Raw genomic sequence first — 14,416 nt, forward strand, 5'->3', positions numbered from 1 at the left:
GGCAATCCAGTGCCCAGATTTGTCTGGTTTGTCGAGCCGATCAAGGCTTGAACACGCGTGTCTGGTGTTGGTCGTAGGGCGCTACTCAGCCGTCACAACAGCGCATCGCGGCCAACTCCGGCCCGAGCCAGGCGGCGGCGCAGGCTTTGCAGCGCCTCCATCTGGATCTGCCTGACCCGTTCGCGCGTGACGCCCATGTCACCGGCAATGACTTCGAGCGTGGCGACATCATTGTTGTTGAGTCCGTAACGGCGTTCGAGCACGATGCGCTGGCGTTCGGAAAGTTCGTCCACCCATTCGTGCATATGGGTTTCGATTTCGTGCTGCGCCAGCAGGGTTTCAGGACCTGCGTCGTCATCCGCGGCGATGGCATCCGTCATCGACAGATCGGGATCGATATCGAGCGGCGCATCGAGAGACAGGGTGCGCTCGGAGACATTGAGGACTTGCCGCACTTCTTCTATCGGCCGGTCGAGAAGCTGCGCCACTCTCTCCACTGTGCCAAGCAGGTTGTTGCTTTCGTCGCCATTTTCGGCTTCCATCCTGCGCAGAACGCGCAAGATGACATTCAACTCTTTCATTACATGCACAGGCAGGCGGATGGTGCGCGACTGGTTCATGATGGCACGTTCGATGTTCTGCCGTATCCACCAGGTGGCATAGGTGGAAAAACGAAAGCCGCGCTCGGGATCGAATTTTTCCAGCGCGTGGATGAGGCCGAGATTACCCTCCTCGATCAGGTCATCGAGTGGTATGCCGCGATTCTGGTAATGCCGCGCAATGCTGACCACGAGGCGCAGGTTGGATTCGATCATGTGCTGCCTGGCGCTGAAATCGCCGGCGATGGTAGCGCGCGCCAGCGTCTGTTCCTGCCCGGCAGTCAGCAGCGGGCTGGCGCCGATTTCGTTAAGGTAGATCTGGGTGATGTCGTCGAGAAAATCATGTTCGGCGCTTTGCGCGCCTTCCTCGGGCACCGATAGCGCAATGCCTTCGATTTCCACTTCTGGCGCCGTGTTGTCGGTCATGCTGTGCCTTTAGCGTTGCGGCAGGTATTTCGCCGGATCGACGGGCTTGCCTTCGCGGCGAATCTCGAAATGCAGATTGGGATGATCGCTGTCGCTGCTGCCGATCTCGGCGACCTTCTGCCCCTTGCTGACGGTCTGGCCTTCGGTCACCAGCATTTTACTGTTATGCGCGTAGACTGAAAGATAAGTGGCATTGTGCTTGATCACGATCAGGTTGCCGTAGCCGCGCAGCGAATTGGTGACCAGGGTGACCTTGCCGGATGCAGCAGCCAATACGGAATCGCCGGCCGTGCCGTTGAAATCGAGTCCCTTGCTGCCGGCCTCGGAGAATGATGTTGTCACTTTATTGGCGGTCGGCCAGGCCCAGTCGATATCCGCTGCCGCCATTGGCTTGGCGGTGGATTCGGCGGGCTTGACCGGTGGCAGTACAGTCGCGGCGGGCACTGTCGCTGCTGTGGCCTGGGCGGGTTTTTGCAGCAGCGCCCACGCCTCGTTGGTGTAGGGCTGCGTGCCGCCCTTGGGCTCGCGTTTGAGGCTGTCCGTCACAACCGCTTTGTTCTCCACGGGACGGCTCTCGATCTGCACCGGCGGCGTTATCGGCCGGGTTTCCGCGCCCGCCACCTCTCCCTCATTTGACGAACCCGGCGGCACCACGCGCAATACCTGATCGATCCTGATCAGGTTGGGGTTGTCGAGATTGTTCCAGGCGGCGATGTCCTTGTAGTCCTGGCCGTGCTCGAGCGCGATGCCGCGCAGCGTATCGCCCTTCTTGACCAGGTAATAGCCGGGTTTGACCTCGATCGGCGCGGCATGCTCGGGTGGCGCCGCATGCTCGATGGCTTGTGGCCGCACGCGCTCGATGACGGGTGCCGGACCGCTGCTGGCGCAACCGGCCAGCAACGCCACCCAGCCTGTCAACAGAAAAATTGCTCGGAGATTCATTCCACTCCCGACAACAAGGGTACAAAGCGCACTGCATCAAACCGCGTTTCGACAAAACCCTGCGCACTATTTTCCACCAGTAACAGCACCTGGTTTTCATCGCCCAGCGGCATCATGAGCCGGCCATCAGGAGCCAGTTGGTCAAGCAGGGGTTGCGGCACATGCGATGCGGCTGCAGCAAGAATAATGGTATCAAAAGGCTTCGCTTCGGGAATGCCCAGATGGCCATCGCCATGCTTGAAGCGCACCTGGGCCAGGCGCAACTGGCGCAGGTTGTCCCTGGCGCGCGCCAGCAGCGGCGCGATGCGTTCCATGGCATAGACCTCACGGGTTAATTGCGCCAGCACGGCGGTCTGATAACCGCAGCCGGCGCCGACTTCGAGCGTCTTGCCCAGCGCATTTTTGACATTCCGGTCCGCAATCAGCAGCTCAATCATGCGCGCCACGACATAGGGCTGTGAAATGGTCTGGCCGAAACCGAGCGGCAGCGCCGTATCTTCATAGGCGCGATGAGCCAGCGCCGGTTCAACGAAAATATGGCGTGGCACGGTGCCCAACGCCGTGAGCACACGTTCGTCGCGAATGCCCTGCTCGCGCAGACGCGCCACCATGCGCGCACGCGTGCGCTGCGAGGTCATGCCGACACCCTGGACGCTATTCATGCTTGAGCCAGGCTTGCAGCGCGCCAATCTGGGCGGCGTGGGTCAGGTCGATCTGCAGCGGTGTGATCGATACATAGCCGTTGGCGACGGCGTGAAAATCGGTACCCTCGCCCGCATCGGCCGCCAGCCCCGCCGCACCGACCCAATACACGGTTTCGCCGCGCGGATTGCGTTGCCGCACCACCGGCTCGGCCTTGTGCCGCCGTCCGAGGCGGGTGACCCGCATGCCGTTGAGCTGATGGTAGGAAACATCGGGCACATTCACATTGAGCAAGACCGGCTGGCCAAAGTCGCCGGCTTTGAAACGCAGGGCCAGCTCGCGGGCGACACGCGCGCCGGTATCGTAATGCTTCACCTCACCCTCATAAACCATCGATACCGCCAGCGACGGGATGCCGAGCAGATAGCCTTCGGTCGCTGCCGCCACGGTGCCGGAATAGATCGTATCGTCACCCATGTTGGCGCCGTTGTTGATGCCGGAGACCACCATGTCGGGGACTACATCGAGCATTCCGGTGACGGCGAGATGCACACTGTCGGTGGGCGTGCCATTCACGAAATGGAAGCCATTGGGCGCGGTACGCAGGTAGAGCGGCCGATCCAGCGTCAGCGAGTTGCTCGCGCCGCTGCAATTCTCCGCCGGCGCCACGACGGTGATGTCGGCGATATCCTTGAAATGCGTTGCAAGCGCCTCGATGCCGGGGGCAAAATAGCCGTCGTCGTTACTGATCAGGATGCGCATGACGGCAAATGTCGTGGAAATGTAATGGTAAGCGTTGGGGGTTATTCATCCGGGTTGCAGCATATTTGAAGTACTGCAAACAGGGCAAGAGTGTACCGCGAAAACCATGTGCTGACGATGACACCAAGGCAAATCGCATCAAACCGCGAATGCCGTTATTGTTGGCGGGTAGAGATAGTGGGTAACTCAAGCACAATCCGGCCACCCCGGATTACATCTGAATACGGAAGGCTTTTCCGATCAATGCCAGCGCTTCGGGACTGTCCCATTCCTTGGCGCCATAGTATTTGGCAAGCACTCTGCCCTGCGCGTCGATCAACACGGTCAGGGGAATCGTGTCGGCGCCCAGCATGTTTTCCATAAACAGCTTGCTGTCGATGAAGTGGCTGAAGGTGGTGCCGGATTTTTGCAGGAAAGCCTTGGCGTTTTCGGGATAGTCATCAATGGAAATGCCGATCACTGTGAATTTCTTCCCACCCTTGTGGCGGGAGAGTCTTTCCAATGAGCCCATTTCCATCTGGCACGGACCGCAATAACTGGCCCACATGTTGATGATCAGCGGCTTACCACGAAATTCCGAGAGTTTGCGCGAAGGGCCGGTCAGCCCCTGCATTGTCGCCTCGCGCAGCGTTCCCCCCACGCCAACTTCGTTGGGGTGAGTCGCAAGTGCCGGTGTCGCAGCACTTGCCAGACAAAACAGGATGACAAAACAGAGTGTTTTCATGTTTTGGAGTTTACCAGTCGTCGGGGTGCAGGAAGTAACACAATCGCAGGCATCAATCCGGCATCCGCTGTTACCCTGTCGTTTCCCAGTCTTTCAATGAATGGTTTCCATGACCAAACGCCCCATCATCACCTGGAACGAGGGCGATGAACAGCGCACGACGCGCTGGCGCTCCAAAAGCGGCCTGCCGCCGCCCGAACATGTCGTGATCGCCGACGACACGATGACGGCCAACGCAGCCTATCGTCTGGCCTGCGCAGGCACTGCCTTGCTGTGGCGCGGCGACTTCCACAATGCGCGCCCCTGCCCGCTCCTGCGGCGCAAATAACCACTTTTGATATCGGCACCGGTACCGGCGTCCTCGCCGCGGCGCTGGCGCAACACGGTATCCCGCACATCGTCGCCACCGACATGAACCCACGCGCCCTGGTCTGCGCGCGTGAAAACCTGGCACGGCTCGAACTGGGCAAACAAGTGAATGTCATGGAGACGGATCTTTTCCCCATCGGCCAGGCCACGCTTGTCGCCTGCAACCCGCCTTGGGGTGCCGGCACAGCCGAACTCGGCACTCGAACATGCCGTCTACAATCCCGACAGCCGCATGCTGCGCGGTTTTCTCGGCGGCCTCGCCGCGCATCTGGCGCCGGGCGGCGAAGGCTGGCTGATACTCTCCAACCTGGCAGAACATCTCGGCTTGCGCACACGGGAAGCGTTGCTTGCGCTGATCGCAGAAGCGGGATTGAAGGTTGTCGGACGACTCGACGCGCGGCCGCATCACCCGCGTGTCACGGACCCCTCGGACCCGCTGCATGCGGCACGTGCAAAAGAAGTGACATCGCTGTGGCGACTGGCGGCGCGATAACAGGAATTCTTTACAACTTGCCGCTATTCTGGATGGATTAACCCAATGTGCAGAGTCAGCGGCACCAATCCGTCGCCAATGCTATTCTTCTCAGTACAAGGATTCAGGCAGCGTAGCGCCATGCCTCTGACTGGCGAATTCATCAAAACTTGTCCGGAGCTGTATTTTGAGCAAATTGACGACACTCGATAGCGACAGCCAGCTCAGGGCGCAGTTGCCCGTACAGACGCTTGATCTCGGCAACGACCTGACGCAGACATTACAGGAAATAGTGCGGGACTGGACTCGGCAAGGAACGCTGGATCGACTCTGGGCGCGTGATGCCCAAGTATGGACTGGAGGCGACGAAGCCAACTGGCTGGACTGGCTCAATGCCGTTGCACGCGGACGCGAAGCTTTGCCGGCGTTGTCTGAACTCGGCGCCGACCTGCGCCGGGGCGGCTTCACGGCCGCCCTGCTGATCGGCATGGGCGGATCGAGCCTCGGCCCGGAAGTGCTGGCCAAAACCCTTGGCGCCGAATCCGGCATGTTGCCCCTCTACATCATCGATTCAACCGATCCGGCCCAGATCGCCAGTTGCGAAGCGGCGCTGGACATCGAACGGACGCTGTTCATTGTCGCCAGCAAATCGGGCAGCACGCTCGAACCGGATATTCTGCTGCAATATTTCCTCGCCAAGGCAAAGGCCGCGCTTGGCCCTGCCGCCGGCCGCCAGTTCATTGCCATTACCGACCCCGGCTCGAAACTGGAAGCCTTCGCGCGCAACAACAGCTTCCGCCACATCGCCACCGGTGTGCCGGGTATCGGCGGCCGCTACTCGGTGCTGTCCAATTTCGGCCTGGTACCGGCGGTTGTCATGGGCATCAACATCGAGCACCTGCTGACAAGCGCCGATCTGATGGTGCGCAATTGCAGCGCCGTCACCCCGCCGGCGCAGAATCTCGGCGTCATCCTCGGCGCCGTCATGGGCGCTGCCGCGCGTGCCGGGCGCGACAAGCTGACGCTGCTCGCATCTCCGGCGCTGCTGCCGTTCGGCGCCTGGGTCGAGCAACTGGTTGCCGAATCCACCGGCAAACACGGTCTTGGCATCGTGCCGGTCGATGCCGAAGGGATTGGCATGCCTGCGGTATATGGCAGCGATCGCCTATTCATCGATCTGCGCCTGGAAGACGATTCGGATCAGGCGCGCGACCAGGCCATCGCTGCGTTGGCGAACGCGGGAAACCCGATGGTCACGATTTCCATCGCCGCGCGCGAACAGCTTGCGCAGGAGTTTTTCCATTGGGAAATGGCAACGGCGGTGGCGGGCGCAGTATTGGGCATCCATCCCTTCGATCAGCCTGATGTCGAGGCGGCGAAGATTCAGACCAAATCCTTGATGGCAGCTTACGAACGCGACCAGATTCTGCCGCAATCACCCGCCGTGCTGGTTGATGGAAACCTGGCCCTGTTCGGCGCCGTTGTCGGGAACGGGGCATCGCTGGAGAGCACCCTGACCAAATTGTTCGGGCAAATCAGGCAAGGAGACTACTTCGTCTTGCTGGCCTATATGGAAATGAACGACCCTCACATGGCCTTGTTGCAGTCAATGCGTACCCTGGTGCGCGACAAGTACAAGGTCGCCACCTGTCTTGGCTTCGGTCCGCGTTTCCTGCACTCGACGGGACAGCTCTACAAGGGCGGCCCGAATAGCGGCGTATTCCTGCAAATTACCTGCGACGATGACATGGATTTACCGATACCCGGCCGTAGTTATAGTTTCGGTACGGTCAAGGCGGCACAGGCGCTTGGTGATTTCCAAGTGCTCGCGGAGCGGGGCCGGCGCGCATTGCGCGTGCACGTCAAGGGCGAACTGGAAACGGGGCTGTCGGTGTTGCACCGCACGTTCATAGCAGCGCTGTCCCGGGTTGATCTGACTTTGTGATATGGAACGCTGGCGGTCCAGGAAAAAATTTGTTCAAATAGCGCCCCTGGCAAGCATGCAAGTAAATGTAAGCATCACCCTTCCACCAGCGAAACTAGTGTAGCCTGTACCTGTCGCATGTAATGACAAGCGTAGCAATCAAGGAGTAAACAAATATGAAATCGAATATCCGTGTCATCAATCAGACCGCTGCTACAACAGCCCTGCCGGAACAAGACCGGGTTCTGCGCAACACTTACGCTCTGCTCGCGCTGTCGATGGTGCCGACCGTCATCGGTGCGCTCTTCGGGACTGCCATCGCTGCGCCACTGCTGATGGGCAGCCCGATGTTGTCTATGGTGATTTTCCTCGGCGGCGCCTTCGGTCTCATGTTCGCTGTCCAAAAGACCAAAAACAGCAGCATGGGTGTCGTCTTCCTGCTCGCCTTTACATTGTTCATGGGCGCCATGCTTGGCCCCTTGCTGCGCGTCGCGCTGGGATTTTCCAATGGCGGCACATTGATCGCCATGGCAGCCGGCGGCACCGGTGCGGTTTTCCTGGTGCTGGCCGGCGTGGCATCGAACACCAGGCGCGATTTCAGCAATCTGGGCAAGTTCCTGTTCGTTGGTTTGATCCTGATGATTATCGCTAGCATTGCAAACATCTTTTTGCATATGCCCGTGCTGCAACTTGCGCTGTCCGCGATCGGCGTGTTGATTTTTTCGGGCTTTCTGCTGTTTGATATCAACCGCATCGTAAGGGGCGGCGAGACTAACTACATCACGGCCACGCTGGCGGTGTATCTGGATATCTACAACCTCTTCGTCAATCTGTTGATGTTATTGATGGCCTTTGCCGGTGGCGACAGGCGCTGAACACCGGCAACAGTCAAAAAGCGGCCCTGGATGGGCCGCTTTTTTATGCGCGTTCGAACAAGGCGATGGATTCGACGTGCGAGGTATGCGGAAACATGTTGGCAATTCCCGCCCCGCGCAGACAATAGCCATTCTCATGCACCAGAATGGCGGCATCGCGCGCCAGCGTGGCCGGCTTGCAGGACACATAGACGATGCGGCGCGGTGCATCTTCTCCCAGTGCATTGACCAGCGCCACGGCGCCGTCGCGCGGCGGGTCAATCAGCATCTTGTCGAAACGGCCCAATGCGGCAAGGCTTTCGGCCGTGGCCTCGAAAAGATTGGCGACAGCAAACTCGGTGCTTGCCGCGAGACCATTCAGTTCGGCATTTGAACGGGCGCGCGCTACCAGTTCCCGGCTACCCTCGATGCCAACAACATGGGCACCAAGCCTGGCAATCGGCAACGTGAAATTGCCCAGCCCGCAGAACATGTCGGCGATGCGTTCGCCCGGCAGCGGATCGAGCAGGTTCATCGCGCGCCGCACCAGCAGCCGATTCACGCCATAGTTTACTTGTGTAAAGTCGGTCGGACCGAAGCGCAGGCTCAGGCCGAATTCCGGCAGGGAATACGCCAGCGGCGGCACGTCGGCGGGGTAAAACAGATGCACCGAGGCGGGTCCATTGGGCTGCAAGTACCAGACGATGCCATGCCGATCGGCAAAGGTGCGCAACTGCATCTCGTCGCCACTGGTCAGCGCTTCGAGATGTCTTAGCACCAGCACCTTCTGCCCATCGCCGAGCGCAATCTCGATCTGCGGCAGACGATTCGGTGTCGACAGCTCTTCGATCAGCGTTTTCAGATTTGGCAGCAACGCCGATATATCGTGCGGCAGCACTTCGCAGCTATCCATTTTCGCAACGAAGCTTTTGCGCTTTTCGTGGAAGCCGACGAGAATGCCGCCCTTCTTCGCTACCAGCCGCACCGAAAGCCGGGCACGGTAGCGATAGCCCCAGGCCGGGCCGGTGATGGGCGGATAGAACACCTCCGGCTTGAGCCGCGCCAGATGCCATAGGGCGTCTTCAAGCACGCGTTGTTTCGCCGCCAGTTGCGCCGATAGCGCAAGATGTTGCATGCTGCAACCGCCGCAGACACCGAAATGCGGGCAACGCGGCGCTACGCGCTGGCTCGACGCGCGCAACACTGCCGTGGCCTGTGCCTGCTCGTAGCGCGGCTTGCGATGATAGCTGACATATTCGACGCGTTCGCCCGGCAGGGCGCCCTCGATGAAAATGACTTTGTTGTCGACGTGGGCTACGCCGCGACCTTCGTGGTCGAGGGATTCGATCAGGGCTTCAGGCATTGGAAAACCGGCGCAATTCAGGCAGCAGCCGCGAGTTTAATCGAGTGAAACGCTGTCCGGCTTTATTCACTGCGGAAATACAAGCTTTCCCTCGCGAAACAATCGGAGACAGGTATCGGCGACCACCGGATCGTAGATGCTGCCGCGGCCACGCTCGATCTCCTTGAGCGCGGACTCGATCCCCAGTGCCGCGCGATACGGCCGGTGCGAAGCCATTGCCTCCAACACATCCGCCACGGCCAGGATGCGCGATTCGAGCAGTATCTGTCCGTCCTTGAGCCCCTGCGGATAACCCGACCCATCAAGTTTTTCATGATGCTGGTGGACGATGTCAGCTATGGGCCAGGGAAATTCAATATCTTTCAGAATGTCATAACCCGACTGTGGATGTACCTGGATAAGTTTGAACTCAAGTGCCGTGAGCTTGCCCGGCTTGGAGAGAATTTCTGCCGGTACCTTTATCTTGCCCAGATCGTGAATGCTGGCAGCAAGACGCATGCCATGAATGCGTTCCTCAGCCAATCCCATTTCGCGCGCAATCGCCCCCGTCAGTTCTGTGACACGCTGCTGGTGGCCGGCGGTGTACGGATCACGCGCCTCCACGGTAGCAGCGATGGCCTGGATGGACTGTTCCAGGCTTTTCCGCAGTATTTCCTGATGGTGCTCATGCTCGTAGGCATTGCGATCGCGTTCGGCGCGAGTACGCAAGGTCTCGATGCCGAAGGACAGGTCGTCGGCAAGTTCTTTCAATAGGGTGACTTCTGTTTCATTAAAGGCGTCAGGCTCTGACGCACAAATTGTCAGCGCACCTAAAATGCCTGTGGAACCCTGAAGTGGCAGCGTTGTACCGGACTGATAACCGCGCTTGAGTCCCGCCTCCCGCCATAGCGCCAAAGCAGGGTCGGTCTGGGTGTTCTGATTGACTTGGACAGCTCCGGTGCGAATGGCAGTACCGACCGGGCCGCGACCAAGCTCGGTGTCAGCCGCCCAGCTTCTTTTCGTCTCCTCCAAAAATCCTTCTTCGTGCCCATAATGGGCTACCGGGCGCACCGTCTTTTCCGGATCATGCTCCGGGAAACCGACCCATGCCATGCGGTAGCCGCCCATTTCCACGATAAGCCGGCAAACGGTATCGAGCAGCTCGGTTTCGTTTTCAGCATGTACCAGCGCCATATTGGAAGCGCTGAGCGTGCGCAGGGCGCGGTTCGCCCTTTCCAGAGACTGCTCGGCCTGCTTGCGCTCGGTAATATCCTGCGCTGTCCCGCGCAACTCTATGATCTGCCCTTGGGCATCACGCCTGGTTTCGCTACGAGCCGTGATCCAACGACGCAGTCCTTCCCTATGGGCAAGCTCCAAATCGAGTTCGTACGGTTCTCCGGTTTGTGTGGTTCTTTTTACTGCCGCATCCAGCCGCGCCGCGCTCTCAGGCGTGTAAGCTTTCAGATGATCTTCATATCCCGGCGGATGTTGTGTCTGATCGAACCCAAAAATGCGGTAATACTCTTCGGACCAGGTAATCGTATCGGTTGCCATATCCCAATTCCAACTACCAATCTTTGCGAGACGCTGGGCTTCTTTCAAATCTTTCTCGCTTTGCTGCAACGCGGCTTGTGCAAGCTTGCGCTCAGTGATATCCCTTGCCGCGGCAAACACGCCCTTCAGCACCCCGGTCTCGCTGCGATACACCACGGCGTTGTAGAGCACGTCGGTAGTGCGACCTGAACGATTGTGGATGGTAAGCGGGTAGTCGCGCACATAACCTTGCGCCAAAACCATCTTGTAACCAGCGCGCGCCTGCTCAGGTTCGGTAAAATAATCGGCGAAATCGGTACCGATCAGTTCGGTCCGGGCAATCCCGGTAACCTCCTCGGTCATCCGGTTGACGTCCGTGATCTTGCCCTCCGGGCTGATCGTGACCAATGGATCCAGGCTCGCCTCGATCAAGCTGCGGGTATATGACGTTACATTGCGCAGTTCATTTTCAGCCTGCTTGATATCGTCGATATCGGTGCAGGTACCAAACCATTTGTAAGTCTTTCCGTGCTCGTCAAGTACAGGTACGCCGCGAATCAGCCACCAGCGATAAACCCCGTCGGCCCTGCGCAACCGGCAATCAAGGGAATAGATACCATTGCTGTTTACCGCGTTCTGCCAGGCATCCCAGGCACGTTGCCGGTCATCGGGATGAAAGGGCTTGTTCCAGCCATGACCGTAACTTTCTGCCAGCGTAAGCCCGGTGTACTCCACCCATTGCTGGTTGATGTAAGTGTTCCAGCCATCTGCTCGCGTAACCCAGACGATTTGCGGCATGGCCTCAGCCAGCAGTTGGAACTCTTTTTCATTGGCAGCAATTGCTTCTTCCAGTTTCCTGCTTTCGGTGATGTCGCGCGCCGTGGCATAGGTAAAGCCATCACTCTTGTCGAAGTAGGCAGTCCACGACAGGAGAATTACCGAACCGTCCTTGCACACATAGCGATTCTCGAAATTCAGCGACGGACGAACTGCCACCTGCCGTTTCATTTCATCCGCAGTTCTCTGGCGATCGTCCGGGTGGACAAAGTCGAGAAAAGGTTTTGTTACCAGTTCACCTTCGGAATAGCCAGTTAACAGTACCAAGGCCGGGTTTACCTGCTTGAAACAACCGAACGGGTCAGCAATACACATCGCCTCGGTCGAAAGCGTGAAAAACCTCAAATACTGGTCCTTTTGTAGCTCCAGTAACTTGCGCTCTGCGCGACTACGAATAGTGACGATACCGAATGCCAAATCGCCTGCCAGTTCTTCGAGAAGCTGAATTTCTTCCGGGTTGAAGGCATTGGGTTCGACAGAGTAGATTGTGAGAATGCCGAACGTATTTGCGCTCCCATCCTTAAGGGGAAGGATAATGGCGGAGCGATAACCACGCTGCAGCGCATTGTCCCGCCAGGGAGTGGCTTGGGGTTCAGTGGAAAAATCCTGTATGCAGGTGCACTGGCCGCTCCTGATGGCGGTTCCGGCGGGGCCGCGTCCGCGCTCGGTGTCGGCCCAGGTGAGCATGGCCTGTTCCAGATAGCCTTCCTCGACCCCAGCCCGGGCGACGGAGCGTATGGTCTTGGCCTCATCGCGTTCCGCATATCCCACCCAAGCCATGCGATAGCCGGCCTCGTCGCAGACGATGCGGCAGATGTCGTTCAAGAGGGTCTGTTCGTCAGTGGCGCGCATCAAGGTCTGGTTGCAATTGCTGATCGCCCGCAGTTCCCGATTCATCTTATGCTGCGCTTCGCTATTGTTGGCAATCTCTTCAGCCATTCGGTCAAACGATTGCGCGAGTCGAGAAACCTCATCGTTGCCAGGCAACATGGCCCGCGCGTTCATGTTGCCGCTCCCGAACTCGCTGACAACGCCATCTACATGCTTGAGCGGACGCATCACCAGACGCTGCATCAGCATGCCGAGCAGCAACAGCAGTGCCAGGTAGCCACCAGCCCTCAGTCCGTACTGTTGATAGAAGCTATGGAGCGCCTTCGCGCGCAATTCATCCTGCGGCAATTTGATGCTCATCACTCCGCGCAGATCACCCGATTTGTAACCATACGCTGTCTTGTAGCTGTCTCTAATCGAAGCCGGAGCCGCGGTACGGTCACCGTGACATTTCAAGCAATAGGCCTCCGTCCAGATAGGAGCAGCGTAGTGGTAGTAACTACGCCCTTGCGCATCGCGAATGTCAGTGATTAATTCCTTGGCAGACGGATTCTTGCGAAACCAGTCCATCGCCGCCAATTCGGCGGCGTCGGCTTGATTGGCAGGATTGCGCGGCTGGTCGGATACGTTGTTAAAGCTCAAGCCGGTATCAATCCATTCCGGAAACTGGGCCGAAATTTTCGACATGGTATGCGCGGGAAGGAAGCCAATCGTTTGGTCGCTTACAGGAAGTCCGCTGGCCAGAAACTGCTGGTGATAAACCTGCCGGGTCGCCATGAGGATTGCATGTATGGTCCGTGCCTCATTATCAAGACGCTCGTGAAGCACGTCCTCAATATGGTGGTATCCGACAAACAGATCCAACGTCATGATTGAAACGATTACAACGCTGACTCCCAGCCAGATTTTCTGCGCCAATTTCACCGGTCTGACACCTTTTTTCGAAATATAAAAATTGTCTCAGCTACTATAATTTACGAATAATATGCTCAATTCCAGTCAACCCGTCTGGCTTCGATCAGTTTAACAAGTACTCATCGACCTTGAAGCTTGAAGCGTAAATTCCAGCCTGATTTCTTGTTGAATCGACAACATGCGATATAACTATAAAACAGCCTGGAAATGTTGGTTTGTGTTTACTGCATTTCCCATGAGGAAAACCAATGAACCAGCGTAATGCCAATGCAAACGAATCCTTTGAAACTCATTTCCTCGATGAAACCGGATTCCGCACCGCCCTGGACACGGTTATCGCTGTAGCCAATCGCGAAATACGGATTGTCGACGACAGGCTGGAGCGGATGCGGCTCGACGATGCAGCGCGCGCCGAATCACTGGCGCAGTTTCTCGCGGCTGCGCCGATGCGCCGCCTCCATATCATCCTGCACGATCCGCAATATGCCGAAACCCGTTCCCCGCGCCTGCACGCGCTGATCCGCCGATTTCCGAATTCGATCGAGGTGCGCGAATCGTCGGCCGAATTCAAGCATGTCGCCGACTGTTTCCTGCTCGCCGACGGAATACATGGCGCGATCCGCTTTCATCGTAACCATGCGCGCGGAAAAATGCTGCGGAATGCCGCTGATGGGATTCATCCGTGGTGGCAGCGTTTCGAAGAACTCTGGCGTAGCGCGACACCCTGTCTTGCGCCAACGCAAATTGGTTTGTAATTTTTTGCCAGAACTTGCAACCTGACGTTACATTCATAACGTTTAATTTCAGTCTGGAAAGGGCGATCGTGCTGCGCAGAAGCGCATTCTTCAAAACCGTCGGTCCATATGTGGCGGCGCTGGCTGTGATGATCCTTGCGGCGCTGCTGGTCGCAACAATTTACTTCACTCGATTCGACCTGCTCTGGACCGCGTTTCTGACAGGCGTTTTGGTGGCAGCAATACTCAGCATGGTCAGCCGGTCATCCAAGGCGGAATGGATTATCGTCCGCCGCGAAGCGAAGATTAGCTTGTTGCAGGAAAAGCTGGCCCGCGAAATACGCTTGTGGCATGAGCTGGAGCTAAAACTTGCTGCCAGCATCGAACTACAAAAGGCCAATACGGGTACGCCAGTGAAATACGGGTACGCCAGTGACTGTGACGGAAATTACCGTTGCTTCGGCAGTTGATACCAGTGCGCATGACATATCAGCAACCGATACCAGCGCA

Annotated in this window: 11 protein-coding genes and 2 pseudogenes; 5 read left to right on the forward strand and 8 right to left on the reverse strand. The window is 58.0% G+C overall.

Features of this window, described 5'->3' with window-relative positions; translation table 11 throughout:
* Window positions 1–92 precede the first annotated feature (92 nt).
* The 5 genes from rpoS to K5E80_RS04195 form a co-directional block, all read right to left on the reverse strand.
* Entirely contained in the window at window positions 93–1,025 is a 933-nt protein-coding gene (gene rpoS, locus K5E80_RS04175; RefSeq protein ID WP_220634977.1) for an RNA polymerase sigma factor RpoS, read from the reverse strand.
* Window positions 1,026–1,034: 9 nt separating this feature from the next.
* Window positions 1,035–1,967 carry a peptidoglycan DD-metalloendopeptidase family protein gene (locus K5E80_RS04180; protein WP_220634978.1) on the reverse strand — a complete coding sequence of 311 codons (933 nt, stop codon included), beginning with the start codon at window positions 1,965–1,967 and terminating at the stop codon, window positions 1,035–1,037.
* Window positions 1,964–2,629, reverse strand: coding sequence for a protein-L-isoaspartate(D-aspartate) O-methyltransferase (locus K5E80_RS04185; RefSeq protein WP_220634979.1), 666 nt, complete (start codon window positions 2,627–2,629; stop codon window positions 1,964–1,966). The genes K5E80_RS04180 and K5E80_RS04185 overlap by 4 nt, the downstream gene beginning before the upstream one ends.
* Window positions 2,622–3,371, reverse strand: coding sequence for a 5'/3'-nucleotidase SurE (gene surE / locus K5E80_RS04190; RefSeq protein WP_220634980.1), 750 nt, complete (start codon window positions 3,369–3,371; stop codon window positions 2,622–2,624). The genes K5E80_RS04185 and surE overlap by 8 nt, the downstream gene beginning before the upstream one ends.
* A 211-nt stretch (window positions 3,372–3,582) precedes the next feature.
* Window positions 3,583–4,095, reverse strand: coding sequence for a TlpA disulfide reductase family protein (locus K5E80_RS04195; protein ID WP_220634981.1), 513 nt, complete (start codon window positions 4,093–4,095; stop codon window positions 3,583–3,585).
* 109 nt (window positions 4,096–4,204) lie between these two features.
* Here K5E80_RS04195 and K5E80_RS04200 point away from each other — a divergent pair.
* The 3 genes and pseudogenes from K5E80_RS04200 to K5E80_RS04210 all read left to right on the forward strand — a co-directional run bounded on the left by K5E80_RS04200 (window position 4,205) and on the right by K5E80_RS04210 (window position 7,735).
* Window positions 4,205–4,957: pseudogene (locus K5E80_RS04200) on the forward strand (methyltransferase).
* A 166-nt stretch (window positions 4,958–5,123) separates the two neighbouring features.
* Window positions 5,124–6,881 carry a bifunctional transaldolase/phosoglucose isomerase gene (locus K5E80_RS04205; protein WP_220634982.1) on the forward strand — a complete coding sequence of 586 codons (1,758 nt, stop codon included), beginning with the start codon at window positions 5,124–5,126 and terminating at the stop codon, window positions 6,879–6,881.
* Window positions 6,882–7,036: 155 nt separating this feature from the next.
* Window positions 7,037–7,735 carry a Bax inhibitor-1/YccA family protein gene (locus tag K5E80_RS04210; RefSeq protein WP_220634983.1) on the forward strand — a complete coding sequence of 233 codons (699 nt, stop codon included), beginning with the start codon at window positions 7,037–7,039 and terminating at the stop codon, window positions 7,733–7,735.
* 43 nt (window positions 7,736–7,778) lie between these two features.
* Here the strand turns inward: K5E80_RS04210 and rlmD are convergent, their stop codons facing one another.
* From rlmD to K5E80_RS17105, 3 genes and pseudogenes are all read right to left on the reverse strand, one after another.
* The gene (rlmD, locus tag K5E80_RS04215) at window positions 7,779–9,077 is read right to left on the reverse strand and encodes a 23S rRNA (uracil(1939)-C(5))-methyltransferase RlmD (protein ID WP_220634984.1); all 1,299 of its coding nucleotides are present in this window, start codon (window positions 9,075–9,077) and stop codon (window positions 7,779–7,781) included.
* Between the two features lie 66 nt (window positions 9,078–9,143).
* Window positions 9,144–12,605 carry a PAS domain S-box protein gene (locus K5E80_RS04220; RefSeq protein ID WP_246590861.1) on the reverse strand — a complete coding sequence of 1,154 codons (3,462 nt, stop codon included), beginning with the start codon at window positions 12,603–12,605 and terminating at the stop codon, window positions 9,144–9,146.
* 6 nt (window positions 12,606–12,611) lie between these two features.
* Window positions 12,612–13,127, reverse strand: a pseudogene (locus tag K5E80_RS17105) (Tll0287-like domain-containing protein); the annotation flags it as partial.
* A 293-nt stretch (window positions 13,128–13,420) separates the two neighbouring features.
* Here K5E80_RS17105 and K5E80_RS04225 point away from each other — a divergent pair.
* Together K5E80_RS04225 and K5E80_RS04230 are read left to right on the forward strand one after the other, a co-directional pair.
* Entirely contained in the window at window positions 13,421–13,927 is a 507-nt protein-coding gene (locus tag K5E80_RS04225; protein ID WP_220634986.1) for a DUF7931 domain-containing protein, read from the forward strand.
* A gap of 68 nt (window positions 13,928–13,995) precedes the next feature.
* Window positions 13,996–14,376, forward strand: a complete 381-nt coding sequence (locus tag K5E80_RS04230) for a hypothetical protein (RefSeq protein ID WP_220634987.1) — start codon at window positions 13,996–13,998, stop codon at window positions 14,374–14,376.
* The last annotated feature ends 40 nt before the right edge of the window (window positions 14,377–14,416 follow it).

The organism is Georgfuchsia toluolica, from assembly GCF_907163265.1.
GTDB classification, from domain to species: domain Bacteria; phylum Pseudomonadota; class Gammaproteobacteria; order Burkholderiales; family Rhodocyclaceae; genus Georgfuchsia; species Georgfuchsia toluolica.